The 25,569-nt window shown below is 75.1% G+C and carries 16 protein-coding genes and 1 riboswitch; of the genes, 7 read left to right on the top strand and 9 right to left on the bottom strand.

What is annotated here, in order from left to right; translation table 11 throughout:
• Nucleotides 1-319: 319 nt before the first annotated feature.
• Nucleotides 320-865, bottom strand: coding sequence for a MarR family winged helix-turn-helix transcriptional regulator (locus tag ABTY40_RS26530; RefSeq protein WP_345289735.1), 546 nt, complete (start codon nt 863-865; stop codon nt 320-322).
• Between the two features lie 154 nt (nt 866-1,019).
• On the opposite strand from ABTY40_RS26530, the gene ABTY40_RS26535 reads away from it, so the two are divergent.
• Nucleotides 1,020-2,288, top strand: coding sequence for an MFS transporter (locus ABTY40_RS26535; protein ID WP_352061829.1), 1,269 nt, complete (start codon nt 1,020-1,022; stop codon nt 2,286-2,288).
• A gap of 187 nt (nt 2,289-2,475) precedes the next feature.
• Here ABTY40_RS26535 and ABTY40_RS26540 read toward each other — a convergent pair whose 3' ends face one another.
• Together ABTY40_RS26540 and ABTY40_RS26545 are read right to left on the bottom strand one after the other, a co-directional pair.
• Complete coding sequence (locus ABTY40_RS26540; RefSeq protein ID WP_352061830.1) at nt 2,476-4,125, bottom strand: ATP-binding SpoIIE family protein phosphatase; 1,650 nt, start codon at nt 4,123-4,125, stop codon at nt 2,476-2,478.
• A 106-nt stretch (nt 4,126-4,231) separates the two neighbouring features.
• A complete protein-coding gene (locus ABTY40_RS26545; protein ID WP_352061831.1) occupies nt 4,232-5,596 on the bottom strand; it encodes an NAD(P)/FAD-dependent oxidoreductase in 1,365 nt (454 codons plus the stop codon).
• A 350-nt stretch (nt 5,597-5,946) separates the two neighbouring features.
• Here ABTY40_RS26545 and ABTY40_RS26550 point away from each other — a divergent pair, with 350 nt between their 5' ends.
• Nucleotides 5,947-6,765 (top strand): TetR/AcrR family transcriptional regulator, encoded by an 819-nt coding sequence (locus tag ABTY40_RS26550; protein ID WP_352061883.1) that lies wholly within the window; start codon nt 5,947-5,949, stop codon nt 6,763-6,765.
• Nucleotides 6,766-6,992: 227 nt separating this feature from the next.
• Complete coding sequence (locus ABTY40_RS26555; protein ID WP_502990682.1) at nt 6,993-9,266, top strand: sigma-70 family RNA polymerase sigma factor; 2,274 nt, start codon at nt 6,993-6,995, stop codon at nt 9,264-9,266.
• Here the strand turns inward: ABTY40_RS26555 and ABTY40_RS26560 are convergent.
• The 3 genes from ABTY40_RS26560 to ABTY40_RS26570 form a co-directional block, all read right to left on the bottom strand.
• Nucleotides 9,253-12,975, bottom strand: a complete 3,723-nt coding sequence (locus tag ABTY40_RS26560) for an AfsR/SARP family transcriptional regulator (protein WP_352061833.1) — start codon at nt 12,973-12,975, stop codon at nt 9,253-9,255. The genes ABTY40_RS26555 and ABTY40_RS26560 overlap by 14 nt on opposite strands.
• A gap of 67 nt (nt 12,976-13,042) precedes the next feature.
• Nucleotides 13,043-13,651, bottom strand: coding sequence for a Uma2 family endonuclease (locus ABTY40_RS26565; RefSeq protein ID WP_352061834.1), 609 nt, complete (start codon nt 13,649-13,651; stop codon nt 13,043-13,045).
• 110 nt (nt 13,652-13,761) lie between these two features.
• On the bottom strand, nt 13,762-16,026 hold the full coding sequence (locus ABTY40_RS26570) for an asparagine synthase-related protein (protein ID WP_502990685.1): 2,265 nt from the start codon (nt 16,024-16,026) through the stop codon (nt 13,762-13,764).
• Between the two features lie 539 nt (nt 16,027-16,565).
• Between ABTY40_RS26570 and ABTY40_RS26575 the strand changes: the two genes are divergently transcribed.
• The 4 genes from ABTY40_RS26575 (at nt 16,566) to ABTY40_RS26590 (ending at nt 21,690) form a co-directional block, all read left to right on the top strand.
• Nucleotides 16,566-18,023, top strand: coding sequence for an NsdA family TPR-like regulatory protein (locus ABTY40_RS26575; RefSeq protein ID WP_352061836.1), 1,458 nt, complete (start codon nt 16,566-16,568; stop codon nt 18,021-18,023).
• 75 nt (nt 18,024-18,098) lie between these two features.
• Complete coding sequence (lhgD, locus tag ABTY40_RS26580) at nt 18,099-19,283, top strand: L-2-hydroxyglutarate dehydrogenase (protein ID WP_352061837.1); 1,185 nt, start codon at nt 18,099-18,101, stop codon at nt 19,281-19,283.
• Between the two features lie 140 nt (nt 19,284-19,423).
• Complete coding sequence (gene trmB, locus ABTY40_RS26585; RefSeq protein ID WP_352061884.1) at nt 19,424-20,164, top strand: tRNA (guanosine(46)-N7)-methyltransferase TrmB; 741 nt, start codon at nt 19,424-19,426, stop codon at nt 20,162-20,164.
• A 170-nt stretch (nt 20,165-20,334) separates the two neighbouring features.
• Nucleotides 20,335-21,690: a PrsW family intramembrane metalloprotease gene (locus tag ABTY40_RS26590; protein ID WP_352061838.1), complete on the top strand. Its 1,356-nt coding sequence runs from the start codon at nt 20,335-20,337 to the stop codon at nt 21,688-21,690.
• A gap of 31 nt (nt 21,691-21,721) precedes the next feature.
• On the opposite strand, the gene ABTY40_RS26595 is transcribed toward ABTY40_RS26590, so the two are convergent.
• The 3 genes from ABTY40_RS26595 to ABTY40_RS26605 all read right to left on the bottom strand — a co-directional run bounded on the left by ABTY40_RS26595 (nt 21,722) and on the right by ABTY40_RS26605 (nt 25,474).
• Nucleotides 21,722-22,669, bottom strand: a complete 948-nt coding sequence (locus ABTY40_RS26595) for an aldo/keto reductase (RefSeq protein ID WP_352061839.1) — start codon at nt 22,667-22,669, stop codon at nt 21,722-21,724.
• Between the two features lie 99 nt (nt 22,670-22,768).
• Nucleotides 22,769-23,917: a M23 family metallopeptidase gene (locus ABTY40_RS26600; RefSeq protein ID WP_352061840.1), complete on the bottom strand. Its 1,149-nt coding sequence runs from the start codon at nt 23,915-23,917 to the stop codon at nt 22,769-22,771.
• 11 nt (nt 23,918-23,928) lie between these two features.
• Nucleotides 23,929-24,076, bottom strand: a riboswitch (cyclic di-AMP (ydaO/yuaA leader).
• Nucleotides 24,077-24,277: 201 nt separating this feature from the next.
• Nucleotides 24,278-25,474, bottom strand: coding sequence for a PP2C family protein-serine/threonine phosphatase (locus ABTY40_RS26605; RefSeq protein ID WP_502990683.1), 1,197 nt, complete (start codon nt 25,472-25,474; stop codon nt 24,278-24,280).
• Nucleotides 25,475-25,569: the final 95 nt, after the last annotated feature.

Raw genomic sequence — 25,569 nt, forward strand, 5'->3', positions numbered from 1 at the left:
GGGCCCTTCCGGCGTTTCCGACTCTATCAGATCCTTTCGGCGTCCGATTCCCCGTCAGAAGGGGTTGTCTTTCCGGCTGTTGGGCCGTTCCGACGGCTCAAACTCTAGCGGATTTCCCCGGCGACTCATAATCGAGTCATTCGAAATGAATTTCGGCATGCCGAAAATCGTCCCGAGAGGGAGATCGTGCTGAGGTGAGGTGCCGCGTCAGCGGCGGGAGTGGCTGTCGAAGAACCGTTCCGGCTCCGTGACAACTCGGAGAACACTACGTATGCGGGCGGGGCGTGTCAACCCCCGCCTGGTGGGCCGCGCGGGCCGGTCAGTCCAGATCCGTCAACCGGCCGCCGGCGTCGGGCTGGGTGAGCTCCACGCGGCGGAGGAGGCGGATCAGGACGTCACCCAGGACGCCGCGCTCCTCGGGGGTGAGGTCCTGCAGGAGGTCCTCCTCGAAGTCGGTGGCCATGCGCATGGCCTCCAGCCACTTCGAGCGGCCCTCGTCCGTCAGCTCGACGATCACGCGCACCCGGTTGTTCTCGTCGCGGTCGCGGGTGACCAGGCCTTCGCCCGCCATGCGGTCGATGCGGTGGGTCATCGCGGCCGGGGTGAGCCCGAGGCGCTTGGCCAGCTCGCCCGGGCCCAGGCGGTAGGGCTCGCCGGCGAGGACCAGGGTCTTCAGGACCTCCCACTCGGCATTGCTGATGCCGAGGTCGGCGAGCTGGCGGCCGTACGCCACGTTCATGCGGCGGTTCAGCCGGCCGAGGGCGGAGACGACCTTCTCCACCTGGGGATCAAGATCGCGGAACTCGCGCTGATAGGCGGCGATCTGCTCGTCGAGGCTCGGCTCCTGCGGAGCGGTGTCGGACATGCGGGGAGTATCCCACGGCAGTCGTTGGCGTTGAAGTCCTTCCATGTGTACAGTTAAGCATCGAACTTTAGTATTGAAGTCTTGAGGGTTCAGGGATACACCTCTGAACCTCCGACCGAAGTGGGTGAGTGTGACCAAGGTGAGGGGCGCCGCGATGCGCCGTATTCAGGCAGGCAGCGCGCTGAGCGCGTTCGGACTCGGCTTCACCGTGCCGTACCTCTATGTGTACGTCGCACAGGTGCGGGATCTGGGCGCGACGACGGCGGGCATCGTCCTGGCCGTCTTCGCCATGGCCGCCCTCGTCGTCCTCCCCTTCAGCGGCCGGGCCGTCGACCGGCGCGGCCCCGTGCCGGTGCTGCTCGGCGCCTCCGTGGTCGCGGCCGTGGGTGCCGTGGCCATGGGGCTCGCGTCGAGCGTGCCGGCGGCCGTTGCGGCGGCGGCGCTGCTCGGTGCCGGTACGGCCGTGCTCCAGCCGGCCCTGGCGACGATGATCGTCTGGTGCTCGGCGCCGGCCGGCCGCACCCGGGCCTTCGCCCTGCAGTTCTTCCTGCAGAACCTGGGCCTCGGTGTCGGTGGGCTCATCGGCGGCCAGCTCGTGGACGAGAGCCGCCCGGGCAGCTTCCTGCTGCTGTTCTCGATCGAGGCGGCGATGTTCCTCGTCCTCGCCGCGGTCGTGGGCACCGTCCGGATGCCGGGCTCCCCGGCGCTGCGCGACACCCGGCCCGCCGAGGGCGGTGCGGGCGGCGGACTGCGGGCGCTCCTCCGCCACAAGGCGATGGTGCAGCTGTGCGTCCTCGGCTTCGTCCTCTTCTTCGCCTGCTACGGACAGTTCGAGTCGGGTCTCGCCGCCTACGGCACCGAGGCCGCGGGCATCCAGCCGTCGACCCTGGGCATCGCCCTGGCCGCCAACACCGCGGTCATCGTGGTGGCGCAGTTCCTGGTCCTGAAGTTCGTCGAGCGCCGCAAGCGCACCCGCGTCATCGCGGCCGTGGGACTCATCTGGACCGTGGCCTGGATCTTCGCCGGGTACGCGGGGCTCGGGCACGGCAGCCAGGCCATGGCGACGGCGGCCTTCGTCTCCACGTACGCCCTCTTCGGGCTCGGTGAGGCGATGCTGTCGCCGACCGTGGCACCGCTGGTGGCCGATCTGGCGCCGGAGGCGATGGTCGGGCAGTACAACTCGGCCTTCGCCCTGGTGAAGCAGCTGGCGCTGGCCGTCGGTCCCGCCGTGGGCGGTCCGATGGGAGCGGCGCTCCACGGCCCGTACATCGTGACCTTCGTTCTCTTCTCGCTGGGCATCACCTTCCTGGCGGTCCGGCTCGGCCGGCAGCTCACCCCCGAGCAGAACCAGCCGTCGCTCGCCGCGAAGCCGTCGAAGGTGATCGCGCGGCACCGGCCGGAGCGGGAGACCACCGCGGTCTGATCCGGCACGACCCCAAAGAAGGGGTCTAGGGTCTTTCTTTCGGATCAGGCCGGATCAGGGAGCGGCGCCTGGTGCCGTGGATCGCAAGGCGGAGGAGGGAGTCCATGCGGAGCATCGGCGACCGACGACAACGCGGCGAGGCGCGGTGCCAGACGGCGCGAGCCCGGCAAGATCCGGAAGACAGGCCCTAGCCCACGCGGGACGGGAGGGCGAACTCGCACCACACGGCTTTGCCGCCGCCCGGGGTGCGGCGGCTCCCCCAGGACGAGGCGATCGTCGCGATGATCGAGATACCGCGACCCGCCTCGTCCTCCGTTTCCGCCCGGCGGCGGCGCGGCAGGTGGTCGTCGCCGTCCGTCACCTCGATGATCAGGCGGCGGTCCGTGCGGCGGAGGCGCAGCCGCATGGGCGGGGTGCCGTGCTGGAGGGAGTTCGCCACCAGTTCGCTGGTGGCGAGGACGCCGAGGTCGCGCAGCTCGACCGGGAACCGCCAGCTCGCCAGGACACCGGAGGCGAAGGCACGCGCGCGGGGAGCGGCCTCGACACCGCCGAGGAGCTCCAGGGCCGCGTTGTGGAACAGTTCGGCGTCCGCGCCCTCGCGCGACGGGTGCTGGACCACGAGGACCGCCACGTCGTCGTCGTGCTCGGCGGTGACGCCGAGGGAGCGCAGCAGCCGGTCGCAGACGACCTGCGGGGTGCCGCTCGCTCCCGAGAGGGCGCGCGCCAGCGCGGCCACGCCCTCGTCGATGTCCTCGCGGCGGCGCTCCACCAGGCCGTCCGTGTAGAGGACGGCGGTGGAACCCGGCGGCAGGGCGATGGAGCCCGAGGCGTGCAGCCAGCCGCCGGTGCCGAGCGGCGGGCCGGTGGGGTCCTCGGCGCGGCGGACGGTGCCGTCCTCGTCCCGTACGAGGATCGGGAGGTGGCCGGCGGAGGCGTAGACGAGCTTGCCCTCGTTGGGGTCGTGGACGGCGTACACGCAGGTGGCGATCTGGCTGGCGTCGATCTCGGCGGCGAGGCCGTCGAGGAGCTGCAGCACCTCGTGCGGAGGCAGGTCCAGGCGCGCGTAGGCGCGGACGGCGGTGCGGAGCTGGCCCATGACGGCGGCGGCGCGCACCCCCCGGCCCATGACGTCGCCGATGACGAGCGCGGTGCGGCCGGCGCCGAGGGTGATGACGTCGTACCAGTCGCCGCCGACGGCCGCGTCGGTGCCGCCGGGCTGGTAGGTGGCGGCGATCCGCAGGTCGTCGGGCTGCTCCAGCTCCTGCGGCAGCAGGGACCGCTGGAGGGTGACGGCGGTCTCGCGGTGGCGGCGCTCGCTGGCGCGGAGCCGCTCGGCGGCGTCGGCGTGGTCGGTGACGTCGGCGGCGTGGACGAGGACCGCGCCGCCGGTGCGCGGGCTGTCGACGGGCAGGCAGGTCACCGTGTACGAGCCGCCGTCCTGGGTGCGCCGGGACTTGACCGTACGGGGTGTGCCGCTGCGGAGCACCTGGTCCATGAGCGGCAGCAGGCCGAGCTCCTCCGCCTCCGGGCAGGCGGCGGCGACGGTGGCGCCCGCCGGACGGGGGCCGAAGGCGGCCGCGTAGGCCTCGTTCACGTACGCGATGCGGTGGTCGGGGCCGTGCACGAGCGCGACGAGCCCGGGGAGCCGGCCGATCAGGTCGCGGACGGAGAACTCCTCCAGGGCGGGCACGTCGGCTCGTCCGGCGGCGCCGTCCTCGGCGGTCTGCTCCGGCTGCCGGCCGTACTCACCGCGGGCGGCGGGCACGGAGCGTTCGGTCCCCCGCGCCGCGCGGCGCTGCGTGCCGGGGAGCCGGGCGCTCCAACGGGTGAAGTTCACGGATCTGTTCGCCTCGTGGTGTGGGTGCCGTGCGGAGTCACGCTGTGCAGGTGTGGATCCACCTATGGTCACACGTCCAGTGTGGAGGAGTGCACTGACAGTGATGTCAGGCCGACGGCTTGTCGTCGGGACCGGGCGGTGGTGAGGCGGCCAGTTCGAATTCGGCCCGGGGATGTTCCAGGGATCCGAGGGAGACGATCTCCCGTTTGAACAGCCCTGAGAGGGTCCACTCGGCCAGGACGCGGGCCTTCCGGTTGAAGGTGGGGACCCGGCTGAGGTGATAGGCGCGGTGCATGAGCCAGGCCGGGTAGCCCTTGAGCTTGCGTCCGTAGACGTGGGCGACGCCCTTGTGGAGGCCGAGGGAGGCGACGGAGCCGGCGTACGCGTGCGCGTACTCCTTGAGCGGCCCGCCCCGCAGGGAGGCGGCGAGGTTCTCGGCGAGGACCTTGGCCTGGCGGACGGCGTGCTGCGCGTTGGGGGCGCAGGTCGTGCCGGGTTCGCGGGCGGTGACGTCGGGGACGGCGGCGGCGTCGCCGGCGGCCCAGGCGTGTTCGATTCCGTCGACGGTGAGCCGGGCGGTGCAGCGGATGCGGCCCCGCTCGTCGAGGGGCAGGTCGGTGGCGGCGAGGACGGGCGCGGGTTTCACCCCGGCGGTCCAGACGACGGTCCGGGTGGGCAGGCGGGTGCCGTCGCTGAGGACGGCGACGCGGTTCTCGCAGGACTCGAGCCGGGTCCGCAGCCGTACGTCGACGTTCCGGCCGCGCAGCTCGCGCACGGCGTAGCGGCCCATGTCCTCGCCGACCTCGGGGAGGATGCGGTCGGTGGCCTCGACGAGGACCCACTTCAGGTCCTCGGGCTTGACGTTGTGGTAGTGGCGGGCGGCGTAGCGGGCCATGTCCTCCAGCTCGGCGAGCGCCTCCACGCCCGCGTAGCCGCCGCCGACGAAGACGAAGGTGAGGGCGGCGTCGCGGAGCGCGGGGTCGCGGGTGGAGGAGGCGATGTCCATCTGCTCGATGACGTGGTTGCGCAGGCCGATGGCCTCCTCCACGGTCTTGAAGCCGATGCCGTGGTCGGCGAGGCCGGGGACCGGGAGGGTGCGGGAGACGGAGCCGGGGGCGATGACCAGCTCGTCGTAGGTGAGCCGGGTGTCGCCGGTGCCCTCCTCCTCGGTGGCGAGGGTGGAGAGGGTGGCGGTCCGGGCGGCGTGGTCGACGGAGCGGACCTCGCCGATCAGGACGCGGCAGCGCGGCAGCACCCGGCGCAGGGGGACGACGACGTGGCGCGGGGAGATCGATCCGGCCGCCGCCTCGGGCAGGAACGGCTGGTACGTCATGTACGGATCGGGGGTGACCACCACGATCTCGGCGGTACCGGCTCTGAGTTCGGCACCGAGCTGCCGCTGGAGGCGCAGCGCGGTGTACATGCCGACGTAGCCACCGCCGACCACGAGAATGCGCGCAGGTTCGGTCACTGTCCCATGACGCAACGCCGACCGGGGTTTGTCCACAGGCTCGACGGATTGTGTGACCGGAGGGGTACGGAGGCGCGGGGTGGCGCACGTCCGGCTCGCGCGAACAACCCCGCAGGTCAGGGCAAGGGTGGCGGGCGGGAAACGGGGCCGGAATCGGGTGAGTTCCGGTCCTTGCTCCGATCGGGGGGCGGACCGTGCGGAACTCCCCCTTCTGAATTGACCCCGACTCAACTATGTTCGTACTTCATCGGGGTTCCGGAGCTGAGCGCGTGACCGCTGCGCTCGCGGGCCGGGCCCCGTGTCAGGGCGGGGAGTCTCCGGGGGGAGACATCATGAGCGGGGGAACGCTTATGCACATGCAGGAAGCACGCTGGCAGAGCGTCGTCGGCACGGCCGGCGACGAGCAGGGTACGGCCGTCGCCGAGCTGCGCAACGGCAACGGGGCGGGCGCCCCACCGGTGTCCGGCGGACGGTCCGCGCCGCTGCGGGTGGACGCCCAGCGGAATCTGGAGCACGTCCTGCGCGCGGCGCGCGAGGTGTTCGGCGAGCTGGGGTACGGGGCGCCGATGGAGGACGTGGCGCGGCGTGCCCGGGTGGGGGTCGGCACGGTCTACCGCCGCTTCCCCAGCAAGGACGTGCTGGTGCGGCGCATAGCCGAGGAGGAGACCTCCCGGCTGACGGAGCAGGCGCGGGCCGCGCTGGGCCAGGAGGACGAGCCGTGGTCGGCGCTCTCGAGGTTCCTGCGGACCTCGGTGGCCTCGGGTGCCGGGCGGCTGCTGCCGCCGCAGGTGCTGCGGGTCGGCGTGGACGAGGGCGTGGCCCCGGCCGTCACCGGCGCGGACGCCGAGCCGGGCGCGGTCGCGGACGACGGGGCCCGGGTGCCGTCCCAGCGTGCCGTGGTGGCCGAGCAGGCCGACGCGCGGGTGGTCGCGCCGCGCGGGGTGCCCGCGGACGAGCGGGACGACGCGGGCGCCGCGGAGCTGCTGGAGGTCGTCGGCCGGCTGGTCGAGCGGGCCCGGGCGGCGGGGGAACTGCGCAAGGACGTGACGGTGGCCGATGTGCTCCTGGTGATAGCCACCGCCGCTCCGGCACTGCCGGACGCGGCCCAGCAGGCGGCGGCCTCGGCCCGTCTCCTCGACATCCTGCTCGAAGGACTCCGCTCCCGGTAGGGACGGGCCCGGGAGGGCCTGCCCCACGGGGCGGTGCGAGCGGCGGAGCGCGTCTTTCCTGGTCCGGGCGGACCAACGAGCATGCCACGAACGTGTGAGCGGTCACGCCCGGATCCAGGAAGTCGCCCCGGACGAGTGGTAAGTGGACGCGGCGCTTCGGCGTGCCCGCGCTCTGTGGCAGGCTTGGCCGGTGTTCGGATCCGAGCGTGCTTACGGGGGCTTCCGCCATGAGCGGTGACAGTCGGGACGATCCACTGGACAGCGGCGGCGCCACGGAAACCGGAGGCCTGCCTTCCGGGCACGTACCGAGCCAGGGCGGCCCGACGGGACTGCCCGCCGTTCCGGCACAGCCGACCACGTCCGCAGGCGACGGCCCGGTACCGGCCGGCGCGAGCGTCCCCCCGCAGCGCGAGGGCACGATGCCCGTCGGGGGCGCGGAAGCGGGGACGGGGGCGGGGCCCGCCGGAGCCGGGACGGGAACCGTCGCAGCCGGGCCCGGAGCCGCGGCTGCCGAAGGTGCCGGAGCCGGGGGCGTCGCGGGGGCGACTCCCGGGGCGGCGCCGTCCGGGTGGGGCACACCGGGGGTCGCCGGCGCGGAGCCGGGCCGGTTCACGGGGCCGGGCACCACCGGCGCGTTCACGGGCATCGCGGGGACCGCGGAAGCCGGGTCCGCCGGTGTGTTCGCGGACAGGCCGGAGGAGCCGGGCGCCGACGGGGCGTACGACTCCGTGCTGCCGCCGCCCCGGGAGCTGCCGCCGTCCGACGCCGATCTCGTCCGGCGCATGCGGGAGGGCGACGACACCGCGTACGAGGAGCTGTTCCGCCGGCATTCCGAGGCCGTCCGGCGTTACGCCAGGACCTGTTGCCGGGACGCGCACACCGCCGACGACCTCACCGCCGAGGTCTTCGCCCGCACCCTCCAGGCGGTACGGGGCGGGGCCGGGCCCGAACAGGCCGTGCGCGCCTACCTGATGACCACGGTCCGCCGCGTCGCCGCCACCTGGGTCAGGTCGCGGAAGCGCGAGCACCTCGTCGACGACTTCGCCGTCTTCGCCGCCGAGGCCGCACGCTCCTCCGAGGTCTCCGACCAGGACACGATGGACCTGGGCGCCGAGGTGAAGGCCATGCACGAGGCCGAGCAGTCGCTCGCCATGCAGGCCTTCCGGTCCCTGCCCGAGCGCTGGCAGGCGGTGCTCTGGCACACCACCGTCGAGGAGGAGTCGCCCAGCGACGTCGCCCCGCTGTTCGGACTGACCGCCAACGCCACCGCCGTCCTCGCCAGCCGCGCCCGCGAAGGGCTCAAGCAGGCCTACCTCCAGGCCCACGTCAGTCAGGCCCTCACCGAGGGCGGCGACTGTGCCCGGTACGCGGACCGGCTCGGCGCCTACGCCCGCGGCGGCCTGCGGATGCGGGCCGAGCGGGGACTGCGCAAGCACCTGGACGAGTGCGCCAAGTGCCGGCTCGCCGCCGGTGAACTCGCGCACGTCAACGCCGGGATCCCCGCGCTGCTGCCGGTCGCCGTCATCGGCTGGTTCGCGGCCGGGTACTCGCTCAAGGCCGCCGGGGTCGTCGCGGGCGGCGCCGTCGGCGCGGCCGGTGCCGGAGCGGCGGCCGCGGCCAACGGCACCTCGGGCGGCGCGGCCGCCGGCGGGGCCGCCGCCGAGGGGCTGGGGGCGCCCGCGAAGGCCGGCATCGCCGCCGCCGTGGCCGTCGCCGCCGCCGCCGGGCTCGTGTGGGCCATGGCCGGGGACCCGGAACCGGTGGCGGCGCCCAAGCCCCCGCCGCCGGTCACCACCCCCGCCGCGCCGACCGAGCCGCCGCCCCCGGTGAAGCCGAAACCGGTGCCGCCGCCTCCGCTCGTACCCGCCGAGGCCCCGGCCCCGACCCCGACCCCCACGCCGACACCCACCCCGGCCCCGAAGCCGACCCCCACGCCGACTCCCACCCCGACGCCGACACCGAAACCGACGCCGACACCCACGCCGTCCCCCACTCCCACGCCGACCCCGACCCCGACGCCCGCACCCACGTCGGAGAAACCTTCCCCGAAGCCGTCCCCGCCCGCCGTCTACCAGGTCAGCGAGCTGGAGTACGCGACCTTCGGCGACGGCACGGAGCCCGAGGTGTCCCTCACCGACAGCACCTGGATGTGGCAGCGGGGCGGGCTCTCGATCGGCGGCACCCCCTACGCGCACGGCGTCAGCGTCCAGGCACCGTCCTCCCTGGTCATCCGGCTCAACCGGCAGTGCACCGGTTACGACGCGACGGTCGGCATCGACGATCTGAGTGCCCCGCTCGGGGTCGGTGGCGTCCGTTTCTCCGTGTACGGGGACGACGAGCGGCTCTGGCGTTCCGACGTGGTCAGGCCCGGCGACCCGCCGCAGCCCGTGCACGTCGACCTCACCGGCCGCTCCACCCTCCGGCTCGTCGTGGAGGACCACACGCCCTTCGGCCGGGTCGCCGTCGCCGACTGGGCGATGTCCCGGATCAGCTGCTCCTGACCGGCCCCACCGGCCCGTCGGGAACGACGGAGTCGACGGAGTCGACGGCCGGGGCGAACGGTTCGACCAGCTCCAGCACCTCGTCCACACCGAGTCCCGTCCCCGCCGTACGGGCGGCCGCCACGGCGGAGGCGCCCAGCCGGTCCCGGGCCCGGGCCATCACCCGTTCCGCGTCCTGGAGTTCCGGGAACGAGCGGGGCGTCCCCTGCCGCCAGTGGTCCACGGCGGCCAGGACCCGTACGGCGAGAGCGGCCTCACCCGCCTCCGCGAGGGCGACGGCCAGCCCGTCCCCCATGCCCGTGGTGATGAAGTCCGCGCACCGCAGGTCCCGGGCGGAGCGCAGGGCCCGCGCGGCCCTGGCGACGGCGACGGCGCCCTTCCCCTCGTACGCCTCGACCCGGGCGGCGAGTCCGGCCATCACCGCCTCGAAGTGCGGCGGCGGCGTGCCGATCGCGAAGGTCCGGTCCGCCTCCTCCAGCTGGGCGCGGGCCTCCGTGACATCGCCCCGGTGGAGGGCGAGGGAGGCGCGGAGGAAGCAGATGTACGTCTGCGTGCCGCGCACGCGGTAGCGCTCGGCCTCGCGGGAGGCCTCGTCCAGGCCCGCCTCGGTGGCGTCGAGGTCACCGGCCCGGTACGCCAGCTCGGCCAGGCGGCCGAGGAGGAACGGGGCTTCGGCGTGGGCGCCGACCTCACGGGCGAGGGCGAGCGCCTCCGCGTACGCCTCACCCGCCTCCTCGTGCCGGCCCCGCATCGTGTGGGCCTCGCCCGCGGCGCTCGCGATCTGCGCCGCCATCCAGCGGTCACCGACGCGCCGGGCGAGCGCGCGGAGCTCGACCAGGGCCTCGTCCACACCGGGCAGGTCACCGGGCATGTCGATGACCATGTGCGTGCGGAACATGAGGCTGACGCCGACCTCCCAGTCCCCGCCGTGGCGGCGGCAGTTGTCCACGGCGGTGTCGAGCAGGTCCTTGATCGCGGCCGGTTCCTCGGTGAGGTACGCGGTGAACGGCCAGAGCAGACCGGGGAAGCGCGCGGCCTCGGGGCCCGGCCGGTCCCCGAACGCGGCCCGCACACGGCGGACGAGCGCGGCCGTCTGAGGATCCTGGAAGGTGCCCGTGGTGTCCTCCGTCTCCACCGCGAGGAAGAACTGCAGCATGCGCAGGCGCATGCGCGGCCAGTGGCGCGGGTCGGCGGGGGCCTCCGGGTCGTCGCCCAGCGCGACCGCGCGCGCCACCCAGGCCTGCGCCTCGGCACGGTAGTTGCGCAGCCACCAGAACCAGCCCATGGCGAAGACGAGGCGGAGCGCGGCCGGTTCGTCGGGGTCGGTGACGAGGGTGCGGTGGAGGGCGGCGCGGATGTTGTCGAGGTCGCGTTCGATCCGGTCGATCCACGGCAGCTGCTCGCGGGAGCGGAGCTTCGGCTCGGCCTCCTCGACCAGGGCGGTGACGTGGGCGGTGTGGGCGGCCTCGGCCGCGGCCAGGAGTTCCGGCGTCTCGGCGGCCCGCTCCGCGGCGTACTCGTGGATGGTCTCCAGGAGCCGGTAGCGCATCTCGCCCGCGTCGGTGGGGGTGGCGACGACCAGCGACTTGTCGACGAGCGCGCCGAGCGTGCCGGCCACGTCCTGTGCCAGGGCCTCGGCGGCGGCCAGGTCCCAGCCGCCGGCGAAGACGGACACCTGGCGGAGCAGGGCCCGTTCGGCCGGGTCGAGGAGGTCCCAGGACCAGTCCACGACCGCGCGGAGGGTCTGCTGGCGCGGCAGCACGGTGCGGGCGCCGGAGGTGAGCAGACGGAACCGGTCGTCCAGGCGGTCGGCGATCTGCCGGGGCGTGAGGAGCCGGAGCCGGGCGGCGGCCAGTTCGATGGCGAGCGGCAGCCCGTCGAGCCGGCGGCATATCTCGGCGACGGCCGCCGTCTCCCGGCCGGGGTCGAACGACGGGCGTACGGCGCGGGCGCGCTCGGTGAAGAGGCGGTGCGCCGGGTCGGGCGGGAGCGGGTCGACCGGGCGGACGGTCTCGCCGGGCACGCCGAGGGGTTCGCGGCTGGTGGCGAGGACGCGGAGCCGGGGGCAGTGCGTGAGGAGGGTCTCGGCGAGCGCGGCGGCCGCGCCGATCACGTGCTCGCAGTTGTCGAGGACGAGGAGGAAGGGGCGCGCGGAGAGGTGTTCGACCAGGTGGGCGGTCGGGTCGTTCTGGGGCGGCGCCGCGCCGTCCCGTCCGATGAGGCTCGTCTCGCGGAGCCGGAGCGCGGAGAGGACGGCGCCGGGGAGGGCGTCGGGGTCGTCGAGCGGCGCGAGCTCCGCGATCCAGGCATCGGCCCCCGCGGCCCGCCGCGCGGCCTCCTCCGCGAGCCGCGTCTTGCCCGACCCTCCGGGGCCGGTGAGCGTGACGAGCCGCGAGCGGGCCAGGTCCTCCCGCAGAGCCGCGAGGTCGGGCTCCCGCCCGACGAAGGAGGTGAGGCGGGGCCGGATGTTGCCGGTGGCGGGGTGGGGGGCCTGCGGAACCGCCGGGGCGGCGGGGGCCACGGGGGCGGACGTGGGCTCTGCGGCGGGGGCGGTGCGCACCGGAGCTTCGGCCGGTGTCGGGGCCTGCGTGTCGGCGGTCGTCGCGTCCACCGGCGCCACCGCACGGGCGGGACCAAAGGCCGGGACGGCGGCGGCCGTCTCCTCCCCCGGCACCGCCGCGCACGCGGGACCAAAGGCCCGGAGGTCGGAGCTCCCCGCGTCCGCCGGCGCCGCCGCGCCCGGGGTGGGCGCACCCCTGGCACCCGCGACGGCCGGGGGCGCCTGGATCTCCGGGGCCGCCACGCTCTCCCGGCCCGCCTCGGCGGCTGCCGGGATCGGGGCCGGGGCCAGGGCATGGGCCCGAGGCGGAGACCCGGCGGCGGCCGGGAACGGAGGACGGCCCCCAGGCGGAGACCCGGCGCCGGCCGGGAGCGCCGGATCAGCGGCGGGGTGCGGAGGGAAGGCCGGGGCCGGCGTGCCGTGCCCCGCCCCCGCGCCGCCCGTCAGCAGTTCGCGGTGGAGGGCCGTCAGGGCCGGGCCGGGGTCCGTGCCGAGGGAGTCCGCGAGGGTGCGGCGGGCGGAGGCGAAGGCCGCGAGGGCGTCGGCGGGGCGGCCCTCGGCACGCAGGGCGCGGATGAGCTGGGCGTGGAAGCCCTCGTCGTACGGGTACGTGGCGGTGAGTTCGGTCAGCTCCGGTACGAGTCCGGGGGCGCCGCGCCGCAGGTCGGCCTCGACGCGCCGGCGGAGGGCGGCGAGCCGCTGGGCCTCGGGGCGCAGGCCCGCGGGTCCCGGCAGGTCGGCGAGGGCGGGGCCGCGGAAGAGGGCGAGCGCGTCCCGGAACAGTGTGGCGGCGGTCTCCGGGTCCCCGGCGTCGAGCCGGGCGGCCGCCTCCGCGGCCCGGCGGCGGAAGACGTACAGGTCGATGTCCTCGGGCCGGGCGGCGAGCCGGTAGCCGGGGCCCGGCAGCGACAGGACCGCTTCACGGCCGAGGACGCGGCGCAGCCGGCCGGCGAGGGCCTGGAGGGCGGCGGGGGCGTCGCGCGGCGGTTCGTCGCCGTAGACCTCGTCCACGAGTTCGGCGACGGAGGCGGGCCGGCCGCCACGCAGCGCGAGTGCGGCGAGGAGCGCCCGGAGCCGGGCACCGCCGAGGCGGTGGGGGGTGCCGTCGGGGCCGAGGGCCTCGGTGGTGCCGAGGATGAGATACCGCACCGGGTCATTGTGGCCGGTGGGCGGGGCGGGCGCCTCGGGGTTTACCGGGAGCGGGGCGCCCCCGGGGTCACTCGGCCGCGGCCCCGCGGAAGGCGGCGGAGTCCAGGGTGAAGCCGAGGGGCGCGGGGAGCGGGACCGCCGTCCCCAGCTTGTGGGTGGCCTTGTGGGCGTAGTCGTCGCCGACGGGTTCCGAGCAGACGACGGCCTCGTCCGCCTCGCGGTCGATGAGCAGGTAGACGGGGATGCCGGCCCGGGCGTAGGCCCGGATCTTCTGGAGGCGGTCGCGGCCGGCCGTGGCGGCGGAGGTGACCTCGGAGACGAGGAGCACGGGGTCGGGGGCGTGCCACGCGTGCGGGTCGTCGAAGCTGCCCCGGGGGGCGACGACGAGGTCGGGGATCACCCGTACCGGATCCGTGGCTCCGGGGAGGGTGAGGCCGATGCCCGTGTACCGGCCGAGCCTCTTGTCATGGTCACGGACCTGACCGGTCAGTTCCGACACGATCTCCTCGTGTTCACCATTGGCCGGAGGTACCACGTAGATCTCCCCTTCGATCAGCTCCACGCGCCAGCCCTTGGGGGCGGCCGCACTGAACAGCTCGAAGGTCTCCCGCACACTCGCACCCTCACGGTCGGGCAGCTCCTCGGGGAACACGTCCTCCGGAACCGGCATCGCCATGACGGACCTCCTTCGCTCGGTGCGAGATTTTCAGCGTAGGGCCTCGCCCGGGACGGAAACGGATGACATTCACTCGCAGAGTGTGCTGAACGTTTCACCGGGCCCGCCCCTCAGGCGGACAGCGAGCGCGAGGCGGGGATCAGCGGGCCCGGGACCGCGCGGGGCGGGCGGGGGGCCGTGGTGTCGGTCCAGCAGGAGCCGCGGCGGACGAGGAGGCGGCGGAGCCACAGTTCGGTGGAGATGAGGTCGGCGAGGCCGTCGAGGGGGACGGGCGCGCCGTCGGCGGCGGAGCGCAGCGCGTCGCGGACCACGCGCGCCTCGATCAGGCCGGCGTCGGCGAGGAGCGGGGCGTCGAAGAGGGCCAGGAGCTGGGGCAGCGCCGCGCGCAGTCCGGCGCGGGCGGCGGCGGCCGGGACGGCCGGGTGGGGGGCGCCCCAGCCGGGCGGAAGGTCGTGGATGCCCGCCCCCGCGAGGACCGTGCGCAAGACCCCGGCCCGGGCGTCCGGCTGGACCCGCAGCGATTCGGGGAGGTCGCGGCAGGCCCGTACGACCTGGTTGTCGAGGAAGGGGGCGTGCAGGCGCTGGCCGCGGATCTCCGCCGCCTGCTCGAGGACCCGGTGGTCGGCGGCGGCGCGGGCGAGGGCGGCACGCGCGCGTGCCTCTCCGGGGCGCTGGACGGAGGTGGGCAGGGTCGCCGCCCGGTGCAGGCGAACCGATACTTCGGCGAGGGCCTCCCCCGTCAGCCAGCGTGCCGCCGGTCCTGGCCGCGACCAGGCCAGGGCGGACAGGGAGGCCTCCAAGGGGCCGAAGTCGTCGGGGGCGGTGCGATTGGCCTCCAGGACCCGGCGGGCCGCCGCCTCCAGGCCGGTCCGGTAGGGCGTACGGGCCAGGCGGCGGGCCGCGCGGTAGACGGTGAGCGGCACCAGGAGCGCGCCCGCCGAGGGCCGGCTCGCCTTGGCGAGGGCGGTCACGGGCCGCACCAGGGAACGCCGCCTGCGGTCCATCAGGAGGTCGGCGAGGCGCGCCGGGTGCGCGTCCAGGACCTGCTTGGCGCCCATGCCGGTGAAGTGGTCGGCGCTGCCGCCCGCGAGGCGTCTGCGGTGGCGTTCGGCGGAGACCAGCGCGGGACCCGGTTCGTCGGTGAGGGGGCCGTCGAGCGAGGCGTACGGAAGGGCCTCCTCGCCGGCCGCGACGACCACGTGGTGCAGGCGCGGGTCGGCGGCGAGGGCGCGGGCCCGCTCCAGTTCGGCGGTCCTGCCGGGCCCCGGCCGGGTCGCCAGGTCGTTGAAGGTGACGGCGAGCAGCCGCTCCCCCGCGCCCGTGCCCTGGCCGGCGATCGTGCCGGGGACGCCGGGCAGGCCGGCGGCGAGGAGGGCCAGCGTGCCGGAGGCGCTGCCGCCGGACAGGTCGGCGCCGATGCCGGGCGCGGGGCCCGTGCCGCGGGCGGCGCGCCGGTCGGCCGGTCCCATGCCGGGGACGGGGCCGGGGTCGGGCAGGGGGGCCTCGGGGGCGTGCCGGGGGGCGGTGAGCCGGGCCCGTACGGACTCGACGAGGGCGTCCCGTACGGACTCGACGGCCTGGCGCGGGTCGGTCTCGGGCGCGGCGACCGCGAGCGAGGCGACCCGCTCGTACCCGGCGATCTCGCGCGAGCCCTCACGCAGGATGAGGGCGTGGCCCGGTGGGACGCGCCGCACCCCTTCGTACGGGGTGGAGTCGCGCAGCGCCTCCGGCGTCTCGGGGCAGGCGAGCAGGGCCGCGAGGTGGCCGATGTCGAGCTGGGCCTCGATCAGGTCGGCGAGCGGCAGGGCGGCGGTGGCGTAGGCGGTGCCGCCGGCCCACGGGGTGTGGAAGACGGGCCGGGCGCCCGCGAGGTCGCCGGTGACGGTGATGCGGCGGCCGGCGCGGACGACGGCGGTGTAGCTGCCGGGCCAGGCGGTGAGGTGGCGCAGGGCACCGCCGCGGGCGGTGAGGAGGCCGAGGCGGAGTTCCTCGTCGCCTGCGGCGCAGCAGCCGAGCACGGCGAGGCGGGTGTGGTCGTCGAGGGCGACGACGCGGATCTCGTCGGGGCGCCAGTCGCCCACCGCCCACAGCGGGTCGGGATCGCCCCACAGGAGCTGTGCGCCCACCGGCTGCACCGTGCGCCCCTCGGCCGCCGGGCCGCCGTACCCGGGGTCGTACGCGGAGCCGGAGCCGGGGCCGGGGACGTACGCCGAGCCGTCGTACGCGGAACCGGAACCTGAGCCCCCGGCGTACGCCGAGCCGTATCCACCACCCGGCGAGCCGGTGCCGTACGTGCCGCCGGCCGCCCCGGCGCGGGCTCCCGCCGCCGTTGCGAAGCTCGCGGCGACACTGCTCCAGCCCACCAGCCATCGCATCGGCGCCTCCACATCCGTTTCGGTGGGAGACATGCTGCCACGACAACGGCGCACGGGGCGGGGTGCGGGCGCACGCGCGCGAAAGCCGAATGCGCCCCTGGCATGGGCCAGTTGGCGGCGGCGTCATTCGGCCGATTCTCGACCGTCCCCGGATGTTTCGCGGGTGTCCGGCACAGAGCGGCGGTCCGGGAGGCGCTCCCGCCCCCCGGTGCCGTCCGCCGCCCGCGGGGAATGGGGCGGCGGCGTCCCCCGGCCCGCGGCGCCGGGACTCCTGTCCCGGCCGGACGGGCCGACCCACGCGTTCCTCATGGAAGCGCTCCCCCCGGGGCCGGACGAGAGCGCACGGCCGGGCGCACGGCCACACGGGCGGAGCATGCCCCCGACCGCCGCCGGCCGCCCGCCGATCCGTCACACAACAATCTCGCCATACGGAACACCGACCCTTAACGGTAGGGATGCGGCGAACTACGCTGTGTTCACGAATGCCGCACGCCCATGTCCGGCGTCGTGGCGGCCGTCTGGGTGTCGAGGGGTGGCGCATGTCCAGGGAGCAACGCGGGCCGAACGAAAAGCTCGGCACGGTTCTCGCCCTCGCGGGAATCAGCAACGCCGGCCTCGCCCGGCGGGTCAACGACCTCGGCGCGCAGCGGGGTCTGACCCTTCGTTACGACAAGACCTCGGTGGCCCGGTGGGTGTCGAAGGGCATGGTGCCGCAGGGCGCCGCCCCGCATCTGATCGCCGCCGCCATAGCCCAGAAGCTGGGCCGGCCCGTCCCGCTGCACGAGATCGGGCTCGCCGACGCCGACCCGGCGCCCGAGGTGGGTCTCGCCTTCCCGCGCGACGTCGGCGAGGCGGTCCGCTCGGCCACCGACCTGTACCGGCTGGACCTGGCCGGCCGGCGGACCGGCGGGGGCGGCATCTGGCAGTCCCTGGCGGGCTCCTTCGCCGTCAGCGCCTATGCGACGCCCGCCTCCCGCTGGCTGATAACCCCCGCCGATCCGTCGGTGGAGCGCGAGCTCCCCCGGCCCCCGGCGGCCGGCGGCACGGGAGGCGCGGCCCCGGCGGACGGCGCGGACCACGTGCGCGTGGGCCACAGCGACGTGGCCAAGCTGCGCGAGGCGGCCGAGGACGCGCGCCGCTGGGACTCCAAGTACGGGGGCGGCGACTGGCGCTCCTCCATGGTGCCGGAGTGCTTACGCGTGGACGCCGCGCCCCTGCTCCTCGGCTCGTACTCCGACGAGGTCGGCCGGGCCCTTTTCGGGGCGACCGCCGAGCTGACCCGGCTGGCCGGCTGGATGGCCTTCGACACCGGCCAGCAGGAGGCCGCCCAGCGCTACTACATCCAGGCGCTCCGGCTCGCGCGGGCCGCCGCCGACGTGCCCCTCGGCGGCTACGTCCTCGCCTCCATGTCCCTGCAGGCCACCTACCGGGGCTTCGCCGACGAGGGCGTCGACCTCGCGCAGGCCGCCCTCGAACGCAATCGGGGGCTCGCCACCGCCCGCACCATGTCCTTCTTCCGGCTCGTGGAGGCGCGGGCCCACGCCAAGGCCGGTGACGGGGGGGCCGCCGCCGCCGCGCTGTCCTCCGCCGAGGGCTGGCTGGAGCGCTCCCGGCGGGGCGACGCCGATCCGACGTGGCTCGGCTTCTACTCGTACGACCGGTTCTGCGCGGACGCGGCCGAGTGCTACCGAGACCTGAGGATGCCGCACGAGGTGCGCCGCTTCACCGCGCAGGCGCTGTCCCGGCCCACCGAGGAGTACGTCCGGTCGCACGGGCTGCGGCTGGTGGTGTCGGCGGTGGCCGAGCTGGAGTCCGGCAACCTGGACGCGGCCTGCGCCGCCGGCACGCGCGCGGTGGAGGTGGCCGGGCGGATCTCGTCGGCCCGGACCACCGAGTACGTACGGGACCTGCTGCACCGCCTGGAGCCGTACGGGCACGAGCCGCGCGTGAAGGAGCTCAGGGAGCGCGCCCGGCCGCTGCTCGTCGCCCCGGCGTGACACGCGTCCCACCCCGTGGGCGTTTAGCGGCTTTGTCAGTGGGCCAGTGCACTATCGGGGTGGGAGGTGGCGCTGGTGTTTGACTGTGACGTGCTGGTGGTCGGCGGGGGGATCGTCGGCCTGTCGACGGCGTACGCGCTGACGCGCCGCGCGCCCGGCACCCGCGTCACGGTCCTGGAGAAGGAGCACGCCCCCGCGCGCCACCAGACGGGCCGCAACAGCGGGGTGATCCACAGCGGCCTCTACTACCGTCCCGGCTCGCTGAAGGCGCGGTACGCGGTGCGGGGCGCGGCCGAGATGATCAAATTCTGCGCGGAGTGGGGCATTCCGCACGAGGTGACGGGGAAGCTGGTCGTCGCCACCTCCCGCGAGGAGCTGCCCCGGCTGCACGCGCTCGTGCAGCGCGGCCGGGAGAACGGCATCCCGGTGCGGGAACTGGGCCCGGCGCAGATCACGGAGTACGAGCCGCGGGTGCGCGGCATCGCCGCCATCCAGGTCGGCACGACCGGCATCTGCGACTACGGGGCCGTCGCCGCCCGGCTCGCCGAGGCCTCCGGGGCGCGGATCCTGTACGGGGCGGAGGCGGTGGCCGTCGACCGGCGCGCGTGGGGCGTGGCCGTGCGGACGGCGGACGGGCGGATCGTCCGCGCCAGGGTCCTCGTGAACTGCGCGGGACTCCACTGCGACGAGGTCGCCCGGCTCGCGGGCGACGACCCGGGCATGCGGATCGTCCCCTTCCGGGGGGAGTACTACGAGCTGGCCGACCCCTCGCTGGTGCGCGGCCTCGTCTACCCGGTCCCCGACCCGGCCTTCCCCTTCCTCGGCGTGCACCTGACCCGGGGCATCGACGGCGGCGTCCACGTCGGGCCGAACGCGGTCCCGGCGCTCGCCCGGGAAGGGTACGGCTGGTCCGTCGTCCGCCCTCGCGAACTGGTCGGGACGCTGGCCTGGCCGGGCTCCTGGGCGATCGCGCGGGAGCACTGGAGATACGGGGCGGGTGAGCTGCGGCGCTCCCTGTCGAAGCGGGCGTTCACCGAGGCGGTGCGGCGGATGCTGCCGGTCGTGGAGGAGTCCGGCCTGCGGCCCGCCGCCGCGGGGGTACGGGCGCAGGCGGTACTGCGGGACGGGACCCTGGTGGACGACTTCCTGATCAGGGAGGCGCCCCGCACGGTCCACGTGCTCAACGCGCCTTCCCCGGCGGCGACCGCGTCCCTGCCGATCGGCCGCGACATCGCCGCCCGGGCCCTGGCGCACCTGTAGGACCGCACCGCCGACCGCCCCCGGGACCGGCGGGTCGGCGGCGTCGTGCCGGGCCGGCGGGGGCGCCGTAGGATTGGCGCATTGTGGGTGAGCAGCCAGAGAACGTCAGTCAGCAGAACATCGCACGCCGCGGCAGCCGGATGTTCGCGCCCGGAGAAGGGCCCTCGCCCGACCCCGCCGGCGCGCACTTCGAGCGGCGGATCCGGAGCTTCCAGCCCCGCCGCAGCCGGGTGACCGCCGGGCAGGCGGAGGCGATGCTGAAGCGGTGGCCCGACTGGGGCCTCGACATCGACGGCAAGCGGGTCCTGGATCTCGACGGGATGTTCGGCGGGCTGCCGGTCGTCCTGGAGATCGGCTTCGGCATGGGCGAGGCGACCGCGCAGATGGCCGCCGCCGACCCCGGCACCGGCATCCTCGCCGTCGACGTGCACACCCCCGGCCAGGGCAACCTGCTCGGCCTCGCCGACCGCAACGGCCTCACCAACGTCCGCGTGGCCAACGGCGACGCGATCATCCTGCTCCGCGAGATGCTCACCGAGGACTCCCTCGACGGCTGCCGCGTCTACTTCCCGGATCCCTGGCCCAAGAAGCGGCACCACAAGCGACGCCTGATCCAGCCCGACTTCCTCACCCTTCTCGCGACCCGGCTCCGGCCCGGCGGGGTGCTGCACTGCGCCACCGACTGGGAGCCGTACGCCGAGCAGATGCTGGAGGTCCTCTCCGCCCACCCGGACTTCGAGAACACCCGGCCCGACGGCGGTTACGCACCCCGGCCCTCCTTCCGCCCGCTCACCCGCTTCGAGGGACAGGGCCTGGACAAGGGCCACGTCGTCCACGACCTCCTCTTCGCGCGGAAGCCGCGGGCCCGGGACGACCGGTAGCGGCCCCCGGGCGGTGACGGCCGGGCCAGGCAGTCGGGCCCCGCCCGGGCAGCCAGGCGCGGACAGGCCGACAGGCGGGCCGGCCGGCACACGCCGGGCCCGGACCGGACGGGCCGGCCTGGCCCGTAACCCCGTCGCCGCTGTCGGCGGCCCTCGTTAGGGTCGTCGACGTGTCCCAGTCGCCCGCCGAAGCCCCCGCGCCCGGACCCCCCGCCTCCGGGGAAGCCGCCGCGCCCGTCCCGCACCGCGCCCCCGGGGACCCCGCCTTCCCGGCCGCCGCGGACCGCTCCCAGTGGCGCTACCGGCCGCGCCGCGCGTTCTGGCGCAGCCGGCTGGTCCGGGCCGTCGCCGTGATCACCGTGCTGGCGCTCTGCGCCCTGGTCATCCTGGCGCTGGTCCGCGAACAGACCGGCACCGAGGGCTTCCTGGTCGGCCTGGGCCTCGCCGTGCTCCCCGTACCGCTGCTCATGGCCGCCTTCCGCTGGCTCGACCGGGTGGAGCCGGGACCGTGGAAGAACCTGCTGTTCGCCTTCGCCTGGGGCGCCTTCGCCGCCGCGCTCGTCGCGATCCTGGCCAACTCCTTCGCGGTCCGCTGGATAGCGACCGCCACCGCCGACCCGGACGCGGCGGACAACCTGGGCGCCACCGTCATCGCGCCGGTGGTGGAGGAGAGCGCGAAGGCCGCCGCGATCCTGCTCCTGTTCCTCTTCCGCAGAAGGGACTTCGGCGGACCGGTCGACGGGGTGGTGGCCGCCGGGTTCACCGCCACCGGTTTCGCCTTCACCGAGAACATCCTCTATCTGGGCAACGCCTTCGGCGAGGACCAGGAGTTCGGCACCTCCGGCCTCGGCTCGGTGACCGCCGCGACCTTCTTCGTCCGGGTCGTCATGTCGCCGTTCGCCCACCCGCTGTTCACGGTCCTGACCGGCCTCGGCTTCGGCTTCGCCGCGCTCGCCCCGCGCGGCAGGCGGCCGCGCAAGGTGCTGCTGCCGCTCGCCGGACTGCTCCTCGCCATGGGCGTCCACGCCCTGTGGAACGGCTCGGCCACCTTCGGCGGCCCGCTCGCCTTCTACGCCGTGTACGCGGTCTTCATGGTCCCGGCCTTCGGGCTGCTGACCTGGCTCGCCGTGTGGAGCCGGCAGCGCGAACTGCGCACGATCTCGCGGGTGCTCCCGGCGTACGCGGCGGCCGGCTGGCTCGCCCCCGCCGAGCCACCGGCGCTCTCCTCGCTGCGCGCCCGCCAGATGGCCCGCGCCTACGCCGCCCGCGCGTACGGACCCGGGGCGGCGCGGGCCGTGGGCGAGTACGAGTCGTTCGCGACGACCCTCGCGTTCCTGCGGGACCGGGCCCGGCGCGGCGTGGCGGGCCCGGACTTCGCGGCGCGGGAGCAGGAGCTGCTGCACCACCTGTGGCAGCGCCGCCCGCTCGCCTCCCCCGCGCTCACGTACGCGGCGCGGGCCACCGGCCTGACCTGGGCGCCGCCGCAGTACCTCGACTACGGCGACTTCAACCCGTACCGGAGCTGATCACGGCGCGGACGGCGGGCGAGCCAGGGGTTCAGCGGGCGGAGGCCTCCGTCAGGAGGGCCAGCTCCTCGTCCGTGAGCGAGAGGCCGGCGACCGCGACCAGGGCCGGCAGCTGCTCGACCGTGCGGGCCGAGGCGATCGGCGCGGCGACGGTGGGACGGGAGGCCAGCCAGGCGAGGGCCACGGTGGCGGGCTCGGCCCCGTGGGCCTCGGCGACCGTGTCGAGGGCGGAGAGGACGGCCCGGCCGCGCTCGGTCTCCAGGTGGCGGGCGGCTCCGGTGGCGCGGACGCTGTCGACGGTGGCGCCGGGACGGTACTTGCCGGTGAGGAAACCGGAGGCGAGGCCGTAGTACGGGACGGCGGCGAGGCCCGCGCGCTCGGCGGTCTCCAGGAGCGGGCCCTCGTATGTCTCGCGCGACACCAGGTTGTAGTGCGGCTGCAGGACGGCGTACCGGGCGAGGCCCTCGGCCTCCGCGAAGTCGAGCGAGGCCCGCAGCCGCTCCGGGGAGATGTTGGAGGCGGCGACGGCCCGTACCTTGCCGTCCTTCACCAGCTGGTCGAGCGCGGTGACGATCTCCTCGACGGGCACGGACTCGTCGTCGAAGTGGGTGTAGTACAGGTCGATGTAGTCGGTGCCGAGGCGGCGCAGCGACTCCTCGGCGGCCCCCTTGATCGTGGCGGCGGAGAGCCCCTTGAACCGGGGGTGGGCGCCGGCCTTGGTGGCGACGACGACCTCGGAGCGGTTGCCGCGCGCGGCGAGCCAGCGGCCGATGACCGTCTCGGACTCGCCGCCCTCGTTGCCCTCGGCCCAGGCGGAGTAGACGTCGGCGGTGTCGACGAAGTTGCCGCCGGCGGCGGTGTAGGCGTCGAGCACGGCGAAGGACTGCGCCTCGTCGGCGCTCCAGCCGAAGACGTTGCCCCCGAGGGCGAGCGGGAAGACGTGCAGGTCGGAGGTGCCCAGCGGGCGGAGGGTGGTCATGAGTCGGTCAACCGCTCCCTCCGCCGCGGCTATTCCGGGAACCCGGGGGCGTCCACGGGGCATGTTCCGGGATTTCCGAGGTAGACGGTCCTCGTGCTGTCAGAGGGACAGGCCCTTGGAGCGGAGCCACTCCGCCGGGTCGATGCCGTCGCCGCCGGGCGTGTGGACCTCCAGGTGGAGGTGGGGGCCGGTGACGTTGCCGGTGGCGCCGACGCGGCCGATGGTCTCGCCGGTGCCGACGGTCTGGCCCGCCGCGACGGTCATGGAGGAGAGGTGGCAGTACCAGATCTCGGTGCCGTCGGCCAGCTGCAGCACGATCCGGTAGCCGTAGGAGCCGGACCAGCCGGCCGAGGTGATGGTGCCACCGTGGACGGCCTTGAGCGGAGTGCCGGTGGGCGCCGCGAAGTCCAGGCCGGTGTGGTAGCCGGAGGACCACATCGAACCGGACTGCATGTAGGTGGAGGTCAGGGTGTACGAGGAGAGGGGCATCGAGTAGCTGGCGGCGAGCTTCGCCAGGCGCTCGGCCTCGGCCTTCTCCGCCGCGATCCGCTCCGCCTCGGCCTTGGCCTCGGCCTCCGCCCTGGCCTTCGCCTCCGCTTCCGCCTTGGCCTTCGCCTCGGCCTCGGCGGCCGCCTTCTCCGCGGCGGCGCGGGCGTCGGCGGCGGCCCTCTCGGCGGCGGCGCGCTCCGCCGCCTCCCGCTCGGCGGCGTCGGCGGAGGTCTGCTGCTGCTCGGCCTGCTGGAGGATGCGGGCGCGCAGCGCCTCGCCCGCGTCGGCGGCACCGGCCGTGGGCCCGGCCGTGCCGGTGGCGGCGCTCGCGGCGCCGGCCGCCGTGGTGCTCCGGTCGGCGACGGTGGTGTACGCGGCGGCGGTGAGCGGGTTCGGGTTGGTGCGCTCGGCGCTGACCGGCTCGGGCGCCTCGTCGGGGAGCAGGTCGCCGACGCCGGGCAGGTCGTGGGCGTCCGGCAGGTTGAGGTCCGGAAGGTCCGGGAGCGATATGGCGACCGGCGGCCTGTCCTGCGCGGTGGCGAGGCCGCCCGCGCCGACGGCCGCGATGACGCCGACGCCGAGGACGGTGGAAGAACGGGCGAAGTTGGAGCGCTGCTTGACGACGCGGTGACGGCCGCCGGAGCGGCTCTCGGCGCGGAGGGTTCCCTCGGTCGGGTTCCACTCCCCGGTGGAGCCGGCGGCACCCGCGCCGCCGAAGGGGTCGAACGGGGCTTCGGGTGCGGGGGGGTTGGACGCCACGGAGGCGCGCTCCTTTCCTTCCTTCTCGCCTACCGGGTTAGCTGACGGGTTCGGAGCAGGAAGGTCTCCTACGGGCGGTTTCGCACGAGGTGCGAGGGGCCCGATTCACCCCAAGTGGTGGTTCCCCGGTTCCCTTTCGGGATTCGGCGCGTGCGCACGGTGTCGCCTCTTGCGACGACTGGGACGACCGCGCTGCGTTATCGAACGTTAATAGAGACGAGGGTCCGATTCCAAGCCGTCCCCGGTGATCGTTCATTGAATTGGCAGGGATTCGCCCGAGTTGACCCCCTCTCAAAACGGAAGCCTGGCCGACACCAAAACTGACGGTACGTCAATTGTTATCGCTGGGAGACCTCTTGGCTACGGCTGGTGACGACGCCCTCCACCGGGCGGCACCACCGGCATCGTCCGGCGCCGCTCCGGCTGCCCCGACGTTGGCCTGCTCACCGCGAGGAGCGCCATGTCGTCCGTCGCCCCGCCGCCCGTGTGCCGCCGTACGTCGTCGACGAGCGCGTCGAGGAGTTCCTCCGGCCCCGGGAAGATCCGCCCGGCCAGCCGCTCCGCCGGATCGTAGAAGACACCCTGCGCGTTCCGCGCCTCCGAGAGCCCGTCGGTGTAGAGGAGGAGGGTGGCGCCCGGCGGGTACGCCCGCTCGTCGGCCCGGTCCGGCCAGGCCGCCAGTTCGCCCATGCCGAGCGGCAGGGCCGCCTCGCCCGGCTCCAGCGTCTCCAGGCCGCCGTTCGCGCGCAGCAGCAGCGGAGGCGGATGCCCCCGGTTCACGATCCGTACGACACCGGCGCCCGGCGGGACCTCCGCCAGGACCGCCGTCGTGAACCCCTCGAAGGCGTCGAGGCCGTGCCGCCGGGTGCCCTCCCGGGCCAGGGCCCGCTCGAGTCGCTGCGCCACCCCCTCCAGGGTCCGCTCCTGCTCGGCCGCCTCCCGGAACGCGCCGATCACCACGGCCACCGCCTCGACCGCCTCCAGGCCCTTCCCCCGTACGTCCCCGACGACCAGCCGCACCCCGTGCGGGGTGTCCTGTACGGCGAAGAGGTCACCGCCGATGAACGCGTCCGCCTGCGCCGCCTCGTAGCGCGCCGCGCAGTGGAGTCCGCCGATCCGCTCGGCCGGGGTCGGCAGCACCGCCTTCTGCGCCGTCTCCGCGATGACGCGGGCGGAGGCGAGCCGTTCCCCGCTGATCCGGACGACCCGGTTGATCAGCAGGCCGAGCGCCGAGACGGTCACGACGGTGAGGGCCTCGGTGAGGGAGGAGACCTCGGTGAGGGTGCCGTTGTAGGCGTGCAGGCCGAGGCAGGCGAGGACGGCGGCGATGCCGGTGAGCAGGGTCGTCAGGGTGGAGAAGAAGGGCGCGGCGATCAGCGGGGCCGCCGAGAACATCGGCGCGGCCGTGAACTGCGGCGGGGTCGACAGGTCGAAGACCACACCGCCCGCGATGACCAGCGGGGGCAGCGCCCGGAGGAAGCGTCTGGCACCGCGGTACGGGCGGCGGGGCTCGTCGTCCCGCCGCCCGTCACCCGTCGCTCCCAGAGGGTGCCCCACCTGTGCTCTCCTGCCCGGTCGGTACCGGCCGCGGCCCGTACCGCGCCCTCCCAGGGTCCCCGCGCCCGCGCCGGGCGGCGACTCCCGGACGGCCG

It is taken from the genome of Streptomyces sp. NPDC126503 (assembly GCF_040302405.1).
Lineage (GTDB): Bacteria > Actinomycetota > Actinomycetes > Streptomycetales > Streptomycetaceae > Streptomyces > Streptomyces gulbargensis.